The organism is Bacillus sp. X1(2014), from assembly GCF_007678255.1.
In genome coordinates this window covers 72,604-86,399 of record NZ_VEED01000011.1, presented here as the reverse complement: position 1 = coordinate 86,399, position 13,796 = coordinate 72,604, and the positions used below count along the sequence as shown (strand labels likewise).

At 39.0% G+C, this 13,796-nt stretch carries 15 protein-coding genes; 12 read left to right on the top strand and 3 right to left on the bottom strand.

Going from position 1 to position 13,796, the window contains the following annotated elements:
- Positions 1-72: 72 nt before the first annotated feature.
- Positions 73-1,263: a PDZ domain-containing protein gene (locus FS608_RS19370; protein WP_144554089.1), complete on the top strand. Its 1,191-nt coding sequence runs from the start codon at positions 73-75 to the stop codon at positions 1,261-1,263.
- 290 nt (positions 1,264-1,553) lie between these two features.
- Positions 1,554-2,147 carry an NADPH-dependent FMN reductase gene (locus tag FS608_RS19365; protein WP_144554087.1) on the top strand — a complete coding sequence of 198 codons (594 nt, stop codon included), beginning with the start codon at positions 1,554-1,556 and terminating at the stop codon, positions 2,145-2,147.
- A 53-nt stretch (positions 2,148-2,200) separates the two neighbouring features.
- Here the strand turns inward: FS608_RS19365 and FS608_RS19360 are convergent, their stop codons facing one another.
- The 3 genes from FS608_RS19360 to FS608_RS19350 all read right to left on the bottom strand — a co-directional run bounded on the left by FS608_RS19360 (position 2,201) and on the right by FS608_RS19350 (position 4,740).
- Positions 2,201-3,256, bottom strand: a complete 1,056-nt coding sequence (locus tag FS608_RS19360; RefSeq protein WP_144554085.1) for an ABC transporter permease — start codon at positions 3,254-3,256, stop codon at positions 2,201-2,203.
- Positions 3,253-3,978 carry an ABC transporter ATP-binding protein gene (locus FS608_RS19355; protein ID WP_144554083.1) on the bottom strand — a complete coding sequence of 242 codons (726 nt, stop codon included), beginning with the start codon at positions 3,976-3,978 and terminating at the stop codon, positions 3,253-3,255. The genes FS608_RS19360 and FS608_RS19355 overlap by 4 nt, the downstream gene beginning before the upstream one ends.
- Before the next feature lie 153 nt (positions 3,979-4,131).
- Positions 4,132-4,740 carry a TetR/AcrR family transcriptional regulator gene (locus FS608_RS19350; protein WP_144554081.1) on the bottom strand — a complete coding sequence of 203 codons (609 nt, stop codon included), beginning with the start codon at positions 4,738-4,740 and terminating at the stop codon, positions 4,132-4,134.
- Positions 4,741-4,918: 178 nt separating this feature from the next.
- On the opposite strand from FS608_RS19350, the gene FS608_RS19345 reads away from it, so the two are divergent.
- The 10 genes from FS608_RS19345 (at position 4,919) to FS608_RS19305 (ending at position 13,582) form a co-directional block, all read left to right on the top strand.
- Positions 4,919-6,103 (top strand): YhgE/Pip domain-containing protein, encoded by a 1,185-nt coding sequence (locus FS608_RS19345; protein ID WP_144554079.1) that lies wholly within the window; start codon positions 4,919-4,921, stop codon positions 6,101-6,103.
- A gap of 113 nt (positions 6,104-6,216) precedes the next feature.
- Positions 6,217-6,810: a putative ABC transporter permease gene (locus FS608_RS19340; RefSeq protein ID WP_144554077.1), complete on the top strand. Its 594-nt coding sequence runs from the start codon at positions 6,217-6,219 to the stop codon at positions 6,808-6,810.
- A 237-nt stretch (positions 6,811-7,047) separates the two neighbouring features.
- The gene (locus tag FS608_RS19335; protein WP_144554075.1) at positions 7,048-7,746 is read left to right on the top strand and encodes a response regulator transcription factor; all 699 of its coding nucleotides are present in this window, start codon (positions 7,048-7,050) and stop codon (positions 7,744-7,746) included.
- A 4-nt stretch (positions 7,747-7,750) separates the two neighbouring features.
- Entirely contained in the window at positions 7,751-9,136 is a 1,386-nt protein-coding gene (locus FS608_RS19330; RefSeq protein ID WP_144554072.1) for a sensor histidine kinase, read from the top strand.
- 8 nt (positions 9,137-9,144) lie between these two features.
- A complete protein-coding gene (locus FS608_RS19325; protein WP_144554070.1) occupies positions 9,145-9,837 on the top strand; it encodes a polysaccharide deacetylase family protein in 693 nt (230 codons plus the stop codon).
- An 8-nt stretch (positions 9,838-9,845) separates the two neighbouring features.
- Positions 9,846-10,463, top strand: a complete 618-nt coding sequence (locus FS608_RS19320) for a DedA family protein (protein ID WP_144554068.1) — start codon at positions 9,846-9,848, stop codon at positions 10,461-10,463.
- A 368-nt stretch (positions 10,464-10,831) separates the two neighbouring features.
- Positions 10,832-12,001 (top strand): MGDG synthase family glycosyltransferase, encoded by a 1,170-nt coding sequence (locus FS608_RS19315; RefSeq protein WP_144554066.1) that lies wholly within the window; start codon positions 10,832-10,834, stop codon positions 11,999-12,001.
- A gap of 37 nt (positions 12,002-12,038) precedes the next feature.
- The gene (locus tag FS608_RS19310) at positions 12,039-12,476 is read left to right on the top strand and encodes an undecaprenyl-diphosphatase (protein WP_144554064.1); all 438 of its coding nucleotides are present in this window, start codon (positions 12,039-12,041) and stop codon (positions 12,474-12,476) included.
- Positions 12,452-12,640, top strand: a complete 189-nt coding sequence (locus FS608_RS30420; protein ID WP_222127381.1) for a hypothetical protein — start codon at positions 12,452-12,454, stop codon at positions 12,638-12,640. Before FS608_RS19310 ends, FS608_RS30420 begins: the two co-directional genes overlap by 25 nt.
- Before the next feature lie 102 nt (positions 12,641-12,742).
- Positions 12,743-13,582, top strand: coding sequence for a cytochrome c oxidase assembly protein (locus FS608_RS19305; RefSeq protein WP_144554062.1), 840 nt, complete (start codon positions 12,743-12,745; stop codon positions 13,580-13,582).
- Positions 13,583-13,796: the final 214 nt, after the last annotated feature.

Sequence of the window (13,796 nt, the reverse complement as noted above, 5' to 3'; positions counted from 1 at the left end):
GGTAAAATACTCTTTAGGAGACTTTTCTATAATAGACTACTAGAAATTTTTAATAGAGGCAGGTGGCAGGAATTGGTGCAAATATGGCTTGTAGAACTTCTTAAAGGGACAGGCAGGTTATTTCTTCATCCTGTTTTATACTATCTCGTTTTCCTTGCAGGGATTTTAGGCGTAATGAGGGTGAAACGTGAACGGAAAAATTTTCATGTTAGGGCGCATGACGCCTATTTCGAACTTCGACAGTTATTTCCGCCCGGCATTTTGATCGGACTTGTGCTTTCGGTAATTGTAATAGCAGCAGGGATTACGGTTCCATTCGCAACGATTCTGCTAATTGCTGGATTTACATTTTTGTGGTCATTAACGACAAATGTTCGCTGGATCTCGCCCGCTTATACGATGGGGGCAGCCTTTTTCTCGATTATATTGATCGCGGAAAATCATTGGTCGATCCCGCTTTTCTCGAAGACATTCCATGCATTGAGTGACAAAATCTATCCTTCTATTGTCGTTTTGCTAGGGTTGATGCTCATTGCAGAAGGTATGCTCATCTTTAAAAATGGCAGTTTTGGGACCTCCCCTAAACTTGCTAAAAGCAAACGTGGTCAAAATGTAGGGTTACATGAAGGAAAGCGTCTCTGGATGCTGCCGATCTTCTTACTTATTCCAGGCAATGCGCTGCAGCTTCCCTTTGATTGGTGGCCTGTTTTCCATTTGGGTGCGAAAGAGTACTCGCTGATTTTTGTTCCATTTGCGATTGGTTTTCATCAGCAAGTCAAAGGAATGCTGCCCAAAGTAGCAATTCAGCTTCATGGCCGACGGGTAATCGTCCTTGGGGTGTTTGTTACACTTCTTTCTGTTCTAGGCTATTGGTTCCCGCTTAGTTCGATTGTAACTGCTGCACTGGCCGTTCTCGGCCGTGAGTTTATTATTTTACTCGCTGGCATGAAAGATGATAATCTCCCGTTTTATTTTTCCAAAAAGAATCAAGGCCTGATGATTATCGGGGTTATTCCCGAGTCACCTGCAAGTAAAATGGAGTTGAAGGTGGGTGAAGTAATCACGAAAGCGAATGGCGTCTTGGTTCGTGATGAAAAGGTGTTTTACGAAGCACTGCAAAAAAATCGCGCCCACTGCAAACTAGAGGTCCTCGACACAAATGGAGAAATCCGTTTCGTTCAACGCGCCCTATACGAAGGCGACCACCACGAACTAGGCATCCTCTTTGTACAGGACGATCGTAAATATGATGTTGGTGCCTGACACCCAAAACCACTTAGCCATTGTGCTAAGTGGTTTTTTAGGTTTTTTTAGAATAACTAATAATATCTTTGTAAAATCTAAAGTTAAATCGATTGACAAGAAAACATAAATATTATAAAATTACTTTGAATTAGAGATATATTAATTAATAATATTTAATTTATTAATATTTTAATTGAGAATATCTCGGTGAGTATGTTTGTAGGAAAAAATCCTGCAAAGAAACGTTTTGTTTATTCATGAACACTACGTAATTTTTATATAAAAAATTTTTATAGGTGGTGTTGAAGTTGGGTTTTCTAGGTAGACTATTTGGTGAATCAACGAAGGAGGAAAAAACAATGACAAAATTAAACATTGGGATTATTTTAGGGAGCACACGTCAAGGACGTGTAAGCCCACAAGTTGGGGAATGGGTGAAAGGAATCGCTGACAAACGCGGCGATGCAAACTATGAAATCGTCGATATCGCGGACTTTAATTTACCATTCTTAGGTACAACTGACGGTTCAGAACCAGGAATCGCAGAATGGAATACTAAACTTGGAAACTTAGACGGTTTCGTATTCATTGTTCAAGAATATAACCACAGTATCACTGGAGCATTAAAAAATGCGCTTGATTTTGCACGTGAAGCATGGAATAACAAAGCTGCCGGAATCGTAAGCTATGGTTCAACAGGCGGAGCACGTGCTGCTGAACATTTACGTGGAATCTTAGGTGAATTAAAAGTGGCGGATGTTCGTACACATCCAACCTTGTCATTATTCACAGACTTTGAAAACGGCAGTGTTTTCAAACCAGCTGAATTACACCTTACAAATGTAAATGCTATGCTTGATGAAGTTAACCAATGGAGCGGCGCATTAAAAACAATCCGCTAAAAATGAAAAGGGGCGAGATGATTACTTGATCATCTCTCCCCTTATTTTTGTATTTATAACTTTCGATACTTTTTCAATGAGAAAATATTCAACACAATGAAAATCACTGCAAAGATAAGTAAGGCCAAGAGGTCGCCGCTAATTTCACTAAAACCTAACCCTTTATACATGACAGCTTTTAGAGCATCACCCGCATAGTACATCGGTATAACCTTTGCGACCGCCTGTAACCAGTTGGCCATCCCTTCAAGCGGGAAAATTCCTGCGAAAAAGATTTGCGGAATGACCGCGATTGGGATAAATTGAATCATTTGAAACTCTGAAGCAGCGAAGGTTGATAAAAGAATTCCAAGGGAGAGGGCTACCAACGCGAGAATTAAATTGATGAGAAGCACATTCCCAATCGACCCGGCCAAAACGATATCTAATACATTAATAGAATAGAATACCACGATCATGGTTTGGATGACTGCAAAAATACCATAGCCTACCAAGTACGCTGTAACGATTTCCCATCTGCGAATCGGCGTCGACATCAACCGTTCCAAAGTCCCTGTTGTCCGTTCACGCAATAATCCAATTCCTGAAATAATAAAGACGAAAAAGAAAACGAAGAAGCCAACTAATATGGGGCTTAATACATCAAAAAAGACGGTGTCAGCATCTCCATACACATAATCTATATCGATGCTTTGCTGGGCCAGACCTGCGGCAGCCGGATTTTGCTGAATTAACTTAGCTTGACTCTGGGCCGCGACCGCTTGGCTGACTTTCATCTGCAAGCCTTTCGCTTTTGATGGGTCGTTATTTTGCAATGTTAATTTCAAACGTCCATTCTCTTGTTCTAATAATCCATCAAGGTCGTCATCTACTACCGTTTCAGAATTGACGTTTTCGTATTGTTTCACTTGAATGTCTGCCTTTTTTAATACGCTGACAAGATTATTATCTACACCATTTACACCTAATTTCGGTTCTACGGAACTGCCGTTAAATAAAAAGTACATCAGGGTCAGGATAAGCAGTGGTGCCAAAAATAACAGCGCTAAGGTGCGTTTATCTCGAAACATCTGCCGGAAGATTCGTTTAACTAACGCGAAAACTCTCATGATTGTTTCACCCCAGCTTTCAAGAATACCTCATCGAAATCGTCGGTTCCGTATAACGCCTTTAATTCATTAGGCGTGCCGCTTGTTAAAATCCGGCCATCGCGAACCATGGCGACATAATCGCATTTCACTGCTTCATCCATGACATGGGTAGTGACTATGATCGTTTTTTGCTCTTCATTTTTCAAGCGCAGGAATTCTTTCCAAATCGACAATTTTAATTCGGGGTCAATGCCGACGGTTGGCTCATCCAGGATTAAGATTTGCGGGTCTTGAATTAATGCGATTGCCAAGGATAAGCGCCGTTTCATTCCTCCAGAATATGCTCCTACCCTTTTGTTTAGGTCATTGGTGAGGTTGACTAAGTTAGCGACATACAATAACCGTTTTTTCTGTTCTTCCTTATTCAACCCAAATAGGGAAGCAAAAAACTTTAGATTCTCTTCACCCGTTAACTCACCATACAAGGCATCTGCTTGGGCCATATAGCCAATGTCTTGAAGTAAAGAAAGGTTTGGCATTTTTTTATTTAACACATGAATGGAACCTTTATCCGCTTTTTCCATGCCAACAATCATTTTTACAAGGGTGGTTTTTCCAGCACCAGAAGGTCCAATCAATCCAAATAACTGACCTTTCTCGATGGATAAGTTGACCTCATTTAAGACGGTTTTTTTTCCAAAACTTTTACTGACGTCTTCTACATTAATGGTTGACTTCATCAATCATGCCTCCTAGAGATGGCTGTTATGATTTCATTTTACAACCTAGGTGGATATAAGCAATAAACAAAAAGCAACAATGTGTTGATTATCAGCCACAGCTCACCAAAGTGTTTATTTATTTTTGGAAAAGGCTTCACTTAATATGGCAATCTAACTTTGTTTAAAACCAAGAGCATGCCTCGGTCCTAAAAATGTGATTCGCGATAGGATCATTGCTATTTCGCGGGGAGCTTTTTCCATCCCGCTTTCTAACCAATGCTGAATTACACCGAGGTGGGCGGAACTGACATAGGCAAAAAGATAGTCCACCGGGACAAGCAAATTATCTGTGTTTATTTTTGACATGATATTTTGATAAAAGGTCTGTTTAATGAAATCTTTCAATTTTCCTTGGAATGATGCGTCTCCATTTGGACCCAGGATTACTTTCATGAAACTTGAATTTTCTTGGAAAAGTTCAAATAAGTTAATAATGAAAGGAAAGGGCTCATCTGCACTATTAAAGTTCATGAAATCAAGGGGGTTTATTTCTTGCGCTATTTTCTGAATTTCAATTAATATCTCCGCTTCGCTCTGCTCCAATAAATCATATTTATCATGGTAATGTAGATAAAATGTTCCCCGGTTAATCTCCGCCTTTTCTGTTAAATCTCGGACCGTAATCCCTTCAAACCCTTTTTCCTCCATTAACTCTGTAAGAGCATCACGAATCAATCGCTTTGTCCGTACAATTCGTTTATCAGTTGGTTTTTCCGACATTTCTATTCCTCCGAAAAAATTTCTTAGTAAAAATAAACGTTTGAGTCATTTGTGTCAAGTAATAGACAGATCGCTTTTTATTGTTGATTGCCTTTATTAATAAACGAATTATAATATACACCATGAACATTAATCAACATTGTGTTTAATTATTTCAGGAAAATAAGAGGAGAATTCTATGAAATTATTCAAAAGTAAATTGGCTTTTTTATCACCGATCATTGTCTTAGTTGTGGTGCTTGTTTTTGGATTAACGCTCATTCCATCCGTACAACCTACTCCAAAGAATTTACCGATTGTGTTTGTTAATGAAGACCAAGGAGTCGATATTCCTAACCAGGGAAAAGTGAATATGGGGAAAACAATTGCTGACATGATTCAGAAAACAGCCCAATCTTCAGGTGAAGAGCCGGCAGTTAAATTTATCTCCGTCTCAAGTTATCAGGAAGCGAAGAAGGGGTTAGATAACCGTGCCTATTATGCAGCATTAGTCATTCCTAAGGATTTCTCTAGGAAGCAAGCCTCGCTTCGCGGTCCTAAACCTATATCCCCTGAAATCGAAATAGTGGTGAATCAAGGGATAAATACGGCTGGCTCGACAATGGCAGGTACGGCCCTAAATGGAATGGTCGATCAAATCAATGCGAATGTCCGAACTCAGCTATTAAAAGAATTTGAAGTACATGGGGGGACAGTGACTACCACTCAGGCTGCGTCCCTTGTAACACCAATCACGAAAAAAGTAACCAATGTCAATGAAATTGGTACAAATAGCATGAATGGAAACGCGCCTGTTTCCTTATTCCAGCCGCTTTGGATGGCAAGTATTGCTGGAGCGGTGATCCTTTTTTTAACCGTGTCTAAAGTATCGTTTGCAACTCGAAAGGAAAAGTTTAGTGCTCTAATCGCTCAAGTATTAATGGGAGCGGTGATTGCCCTTGTAGCAGGATTTGGATTAACATGGATGGCCGATGCAATCGGAGTTCATATTTCTCAATTTGGAGATACGGCACTGTTCTTATCCCTGTCGTGTTACAGTTTTTTCTTAATGATTTCAGCTGTGCTTTCCTGGACTGGAATCAAGGGAGTTCCCATTTTTGTGATCATGCTATTCTTTGGTGCGCCCCTATTGGCGATGGCACCTGAGTTCATGTCACCCTTTTACCGTGATTGGATCTATCCGTGGCTCCCGATTCGGTTTTTAGTCGAAGGACTCAGAGACTTGTTCTTTTTTGGGAAGAATTTCAGTTGGAATCATTCGACGTTAGTTTTAGCATGGATTGGAGTTGGAAGCATGGTTGTGATATTTACCTCGGTGGGAAAATTCCGGTCAAAACAGGAGGAAAAGTCTGCTGCAATGTAAATGAGCACTTTCACAAATTTGAAAAGCACAAAACAGGAATTTTATTGTATATTTGGAAGCATGGCTGTTAAACCTAAAGTGGGAAATTCTTATCCATGAAAGGTGGTTCAGCCATGATTATTAATTTGCTGAATGGAATTGAGTTTCAAAATCCTAATCTTTTTAATCTAGAAGAAGCAGCCGCGCTGATTTTTTATTTCACCGTTTATTCGTTTTTAGGCTGGCTCCTTGAAAACAGCTATAACTTGTTGACGAGACGGGAATTCTTTAAGCCGAATTTTCTATTTGGGCCATTTAAACCGATGTACGGCATTACCCCTGTGCTCTTGGTCTATTTGATTTCACCAGAAACCAAGGGAGGACTAATCATTCTTCTTTGCTTATTGATTCCCACTTTGGTGGAATATGTAACAGGTGCGCTTTTACAAAAGCTTTTTAACCGGAAATGGTGGGATTACACCGACACACCCCTGCAGCTTCATGGTCATATTTGTCTGCCCTTTTCTTTATCCTGGATGGTCTTGTCGCTTCTATGTTTTAAATGGATCCATCCTGCGATTGTCTCAATGTACGGAGCAGTAGAACCACTTTGGGCATGGGTCTGGTCAGCCGTAGGGCTTTATTTCCTAGCTGACCTAGTCTTAGCTATCCGTAAGCATTCACTGCAAGAACTTTTGCCGGAAAAAGCCAATAATCAAATTCAATAGGTGCTGACACCAAAATCTTATAAAAAACTCCTTCCACAAAATAGAAGGAGTTTTTGTCGTTAAAGTGGTAACATGACACGCCTAGCGTTTGAACGAAAGATTAAAATTCAATGAAAAAAAGAAAACTAAGCAAAAAACGTGCTAAATTGAATGAGATAGTTCCTAAAGAGATAAAGTTCGTTATATAAAAATTTCAAATTGCAACCAAGGCTAATAATTAAAAAAGGAGGGAGAACGATGAAACAGCGAATTTTGGTTGTTGAGGATGAAAAACAGATCGCGAAGATATTAAAGATTGAACTCGACTATGAGGGATATGAAGTAATGGTGGCTTATGACGGGAAATCAGGTTTGCAGGCAGCCTTAAGTGAAAAATTGGATTTAATTTTATTAGATGTTATGTTACCCGAAATCAATGGTATTGAGGTGTTAAGAAGAATCCGAAAAGAGAATAACCTAATACCTGTTATTTTATTAACAGCTCGTAATATGACAATCGATAAGGTAGCAGGACTCGATCAAGGGGCCAACGATTATATTACAAAGCCATTTGAGATTGAGGAATTATTAGCAAGAATTCGATCATGTCTTCGTCAAAGTTCCATTGCAATAAAGGCTTCACATACCGATGATTCCTTATTAGAAATAAGGGATTTAACCGTGAATCTTGATACGAGAGAAGTCATAAGAGGGGAGACTTCTATCACGTTAACGCCAAAGGAATTTGATTTACTCGTATATTTGCTATCCCAAAAAAATAGAATTGTCACGCGGGAAAGCATCCTTCTTCATGTTTGGGGCTATGAATATGAAGGGGAAACAAATGTCATTGATGTATTTATAAGACATTTACGAAAGAAGATTGAAGAAGGTTTTTCTGACCCGACGATTATTCAAACGGTAAGGGGAGTCGGTTATACCGTAAGGGAGAATTAAAGAAATGAAGATTACCACAAAAATTAATCTAATTACAACGGCTTGGATAATCTGTGTGTTACTTGCTGTGAATGCGGTGGTCTTTTTTTCATTTATGAAGATTACTGTCAATATGGAAGATGGTGAACTGTTTCAAAAGGCTGATTACTTGATAAATGAAATAAACAAGGAAGATTCCCGGTCTGTTATTAAAGAAAAATTAACCCCCTACCTAACGAATCAATCTTTTATAAGAATCGTTCAACCGGATGCGAAAATTATTAATCAAGTAACAAACGATCAGCAACTGGCTGCTATAATAAAACCGAAATTCACCAGCGAAAAGGGTACTCAAAGGCGTACGATTCGACTGAATCATCAAGAAGAACAATTTGCGATTGTCAGGGTGCCGATTCATGCACATGGACAGGTTGTTGGAACACTGGAGTTCGGGGAGAAATTAGTAGGATTGGAAACTGGAAAAGACTTATTACTTTCTATTCTTACTTTTTGTACGATACTCGGTGCGGTATTATCGCTATTGGGCGGCAGATGGTTATCCAATCTAATTATGAGGCCGATTTCTAATATGATTAACACCATGGAGGATATTGAAAAAAGTGGGATTCCGAAAAAAATCATCATCCAACATGAGACAAAGGATGAATTACAAAAATTGGCGGTAACCTTTAATCGGATGATTGGCAGATTAGAGGAAAATCTCGAAAAACAGAGGCAATTTATCTCTGATGCCTCGCATGAATTAAAAACCCCGCTCACGGTAATCAAAAGCTATGCAGACCTCCTTCTTAGACGTGGATTACAAAATGAAGAGGTTGCCCATGATGCGATTGAATCGATTCATTTAGAAGCAACAAGAATTCAAAAGATGACTGAACGGTTTCTGGATTTAGCTGATACAGAATCAGGAAATCGTTTAGAAGCAAAATCAATTAATGTAGCAGCCTTGTGTGAGCTTATTTTTAAGCAACTTAAAAGTGCCTATAAAAGAGAAATCATCCTCCATTGTCAAGAACCTGACATCTCTGTTGTAGCCGATGAAGTTAAATTAAAACAAGCAATTATTATCTTGATCGATAATGCCATCAAATACAGTAAAGATAAAATTGATGTGTATTTAAACGAAAAGGAACAATGGACGATCATTACCGTAAAGGATTACGGAATCGGCATACCTGAGTGTGAAATAGAAAATGTTTTTGAACGTTTTTACCGGGTGGACAAGGCCCGAAGTAGGGAGACAGGCGGGACCGGTCTAGGGTTGTCGATTGCAAAAAATATCATGAAACAGCACCAAGGCGAAATCATTGTAAAAAGTACGGAGGGAGTGGGGACAGAAGTGGAGTTGTTCCTACCCAAGGAAAGATGGAAAGGAAATGTTTTTGAGTGATTAATATAATGATTCTGAGTTTCATACTTTTATTCATTTTGTTTCTTATCTATGCGATATTACCCACCATACTCATTCGTATGAGCGGACGGGAAATCGTTAAAAGGATACATGACCCGGCTATTGCCTTAACGTTTGATGATGGTCCTAATCCTGAATACACACCCCAATTGCTTGATCTTTTGAAAAAATATGATGTTAAGGCCTCCTTTTTTGTTGTGGGCAGTAAAGTGGAAGCCTATCCTGACATAATCAAGCGGATGAGTCAGGAGGGACATACAATTGGCATTCATCATTATAACCATATTTCAAGCTGGATTCTCACGCCCTTTCACTTAAAGAGACAACTAGAAATGACAGAACAGGCCATCCATCAACTCACAAATGAAAAAGTAACCTTCTATCGACCACCGTGGGGGAGTTTTAATCTTTTTAGCTTATTTTTGAGCAAGCGATTTAAAGTGATTATGTGGTCACATATTTTCGGTGATTGGAAAGCAGCGAAAGGCAAAAACGGTCTGCTTAACCAATTGCTGCAAGCGACGGAATCGGGTTCCGTGTTGTTGCTTCATGATTGTGGGGAAACATGGGGTGCAGATAAGCAAGCGCCCTATTATATGCTAAAGTGTTTAGATATTTACTTACAGGAAAACGTTAAAAAGGGAACAAAATTTATCGCATTAGAAGAAGTTAACTTTTAGAGGCTGCTATGAATGTAGAGACAATACTAAATTATATTAATATATATGGTTACTTTGTCATTTTTCTTTTTTTATTTTTTGGGATTGTTGGTATTCCTGCTCCGGAAGAATCGCTGCTCTTTTTAATCGGAGTGCTGAGTTTTCATCATCAGCTCTCATTGGGCCTAGCGATGCTGTGTTCCATTCTTGGTGCGTTTATTGGGATGCTGACTGCCTATTCAGCCGGAAAATTTGTAGGGTCTCCATTTATAAAAAAATACGGCAAGTATGTAGGGATTACCGATGAACGTTGGGAAAAGGTAAGTGGTAAATATACGAAAAATGTTCGTAAAACAATCCTGTTAGGTTTTTATCTGCCAGGTATCAGGCAAATAAGTCCATATTTTGCCGGGATTAACAACATTCCATTTCGGAGGTTTTTGGTTTTTTCCATGATAGGCACTTTCCTCTGGACCATTCCTTTTATTGTAGGAGGCTATTTTGCAGGGAAAGTATTCCATATAAATCCAGACTATGTTCCATATGTAGGAGTTGCATTTTTCCTTCTTTTTTCGCTTTATATTATCTTTAAGTATTTAAAAGGGAAAAGAAGGAATTACCTAAATAGGCACACTAAAAAAACCTGAAAAGACATCTTTTCGGGTTTTTTAATATTTGGCTGTGTTAAACTTGTCTGTTGATTTCCGTTCCAGGCACTTCGCTTTCCGCGGGCGTGCCGGGGAGCCTCCTCGTCGCTTTGCTCCTGCGGGGTCTCCCCCTGCCCCGTACTCCCGCAGGAGTCTTCGTGCCTGGAACGAAGGTCACCAGAGTGCCGAAATAAACCTTAACCTTTAACACAGCCTGATTTAACAGCCAAACTAAAAAAAAGCTGAAGGGAAGATTAAAAATCCATTAAAAAACCAGTTTTTCTAGAAATGAGTGATACATTGAAAGGGTAGTTTAGAAATCATTATTTTTCATGGATCGATTTCTAGTAGAACAGGAGATGGAATAAGTGAAGAAGATTTTGTTTTTACCACTCTTACAAATGCAGTCGGGCCATCATCAGGTTGCTGAGGCATTAATGGACCTTTTAAAAAATCATTCAGACGACCTTACTTTGAAAAAAATAGACTTATTAAGTTATACGAATAAATCGTTAGAAAAAGTGATTACAAAGGGCTATCTTAATTGGATTCGATACGCGCCAGACACCTATAATCTCGCCTACAAGAGCTTTTTTTACGTACCTTCAACAAAAAAACAGTCCTTTAAATGGTATCAACCGCTCTTTTTGAAGAAAATGGAGCAATTACTAGCAGAGGAAAAACCAGATTTACTTGTTTGTACGCATGGCTTCCCTTCGTTTCTACTCAGTAAGTTAAAAATGAATGGGAAATGTGACATACCGATTATTAATGTCTATACCGATTTCTTTATTAATAGTGTTTGGGGAAAAGAGGGAATCGACCTCCATTTCCTCCCTAGTCAAGAGATCAAAGAAAAACTCAGCACAAAATATCAAATCCCAGACCAACAGATGATTGTCACAGGTATTCCTGTCCATGAAGAAATTTCAAAAACCGTTAAGCGGAAACAACACAAGGAGGGTCGTCCCAAAATCTTATTATCTGGCGGGAATTGTGGTTTAGGCGGGCTATTAAAGCTAGCTGAGGAGTTAAAATGCTCCTCAAACTTAGATTTCTTGGTTCTGTGTGGGAAGAACAAGAAGCTTTATGATGAAATCCTTTCGTGGGATTTAGATCATATCAAACCATTAACCTATCTTTCTTCCAGATCAGAAATGAATTTACTTTATGAAGAAGTTGATGCGATTGTCTCAAAACCAGGTGGGGTCACGATAAGTGAAGCCATCCGAAAAAGACTGCCGATCTTTGTTCATTCCGCACTTCCAGGACAAGAGGAAATAAATCTCCAATATTTAAAACGTAAAAAGCTCGTATTTGAGCTTGACCATCAAGCTTCAATAGAAAATCAGTTGCTAAATGTATTAACCGATAAGAATAGAATGAATTACTGGGAGCATGCGATCGATTCTTACCTGCAGGAAATAAAGCTAGACAAGCCAGAAAATATCGTGGAGTTGTTCGGAAACATCCTTGACCAAAAGAAGAGTGTCAGGCAGTTGGGATTCGTTAATTATTCTTCGCCGGTACGAATATAAGATTGTTGGAAAACTTGAATCAGGGGGTTAAGTTAAATTGTCTAATTTAGACTATGGAATCTTTCAGATCATCAATCACCTTGCAATTAGTGAACGATTTTTAAATCCATTGATGATATTTTTAGCAGAAAAAGCAGAGTATTTATTTTTCGCAGGAATCATTTTTTATTGGTTTTATCATAAATCACAAAATCGGAAAATGGTCGTTGAAGCAATTTTGGCCGCTTGTGTTGCACTTAGTATAAATGGAGAGATTGGTCACTTCTTCTATCGTAATCGTCCTTTTGTCACCCATCATGTAAACTGGCTAATTCCTCATGTGAAAAATGCCTCATTTCCGAGTGACCACGCGACAGCAGCCTTCGTGATTGCAACTGCGATTTGGATTTGGAAAAAACGTGACGGCTGGATGTGGTTAGTTTTAGCTGCAGGAATTGCTTTGTCCCGCGTTTGGACAGGAGTATATTACCTTTAGATGTGGTAGCAGGAATGTTGATAGGTGCAGGCGTGGCATTTGCCATCCATTTCTTATTAATTCGATTTAAGGAATTAAACAAGGGTATCATTTGGTTAATTGAGTTCTATGAGAAAATTGAAAGTAATCTTTTAAAAAAGACAAACCTTGCAAGAAAACGATAGAAAGGAAGAGCCACATGGTTCTTCTTTTTGTCATAAATCAGTAAAAAAATCATAAAATCTAAAGTTATCTGTTCGCTTTAAATAGTGTGGGGAGGGGATTTCATGTTCTATGCGATGTGGCTGGAAGGTCAATTGTTGTGGAATATGCCATTATTAGCCTGCCTAATTTGCCTAGCCGCCATATATGTATATGTAGTAGCGTCTTATACAAATATCAAATTTTATCAAAAGCAGCCCCTGCTATATTTCCTCAGTTTAGGCATCATGTACTTAACCTTTGGCAGTCCATTTGAAACAATTAGTCATCTGTCGTTTAGCTTGCACATGCTTCAAATGAGTATTTTATATTTTATTATCTCCCCCTTATTTGTATTAGGTATCCCAGATGCTTTAATCCAGTCCATTCGAGAACATTCCCTAACAAAACGAGTCAGCAAGTACGCCTTACCCCCGAAAGGCGCCTTATATGCGTTTGGGGCCATGTTCTTAATGTACCATTTTCCAATCGTGTTAACATCGCTAGCCCAAACCGCCTTTGTTCACAATGGATATCTATTTGTACTGCTGCTCCTATCTTTTCGGATGTGGCAGCCGATAACCGTCCCTGACCCGAAGAAGGATCAATCACAAGAACAGAAAAAACGTTATCTATTTCTTAGCGGTCTAGTCATTATGCCTGCCTGTTTGCTATTTATTATCACTGCCTTCATAGGTGGAATGAATAATCCTCTTCTTACTCAACTCACCGCAAATCTCTGTATCTCACCTTCCCAACTTAGCCAATTAAGCTCTCTTGATATTCTACCTTCTTCATTTAATACAAGACTTGATCAAATGTTTGCGGGAATTCTTATGCTCGGAATGCATAAATTTGGAGTAATCCTGACTGTTAGTCTTGGAAAAAAAGCAAAAAGCGGGGCTGTAGCGGGGGTTGTGGACTGAACTCCATAGCCTCTATTTATTGAGGATACTTTCCAAAAGTGTTCAATATATTCCGTGATAATTTTGGGAAAGGTATGTAAGAAGAGAATTCATTTTTTAGGAGGACGGCAGGGGGGATTTTTATTTATAAAAAACAAGAGCGGAAGCTTATTTGGCTGGCCTTTATTGTGGCCTCTATTATGGGACTATCGATCATTGGACGGCTGTTTTCAGG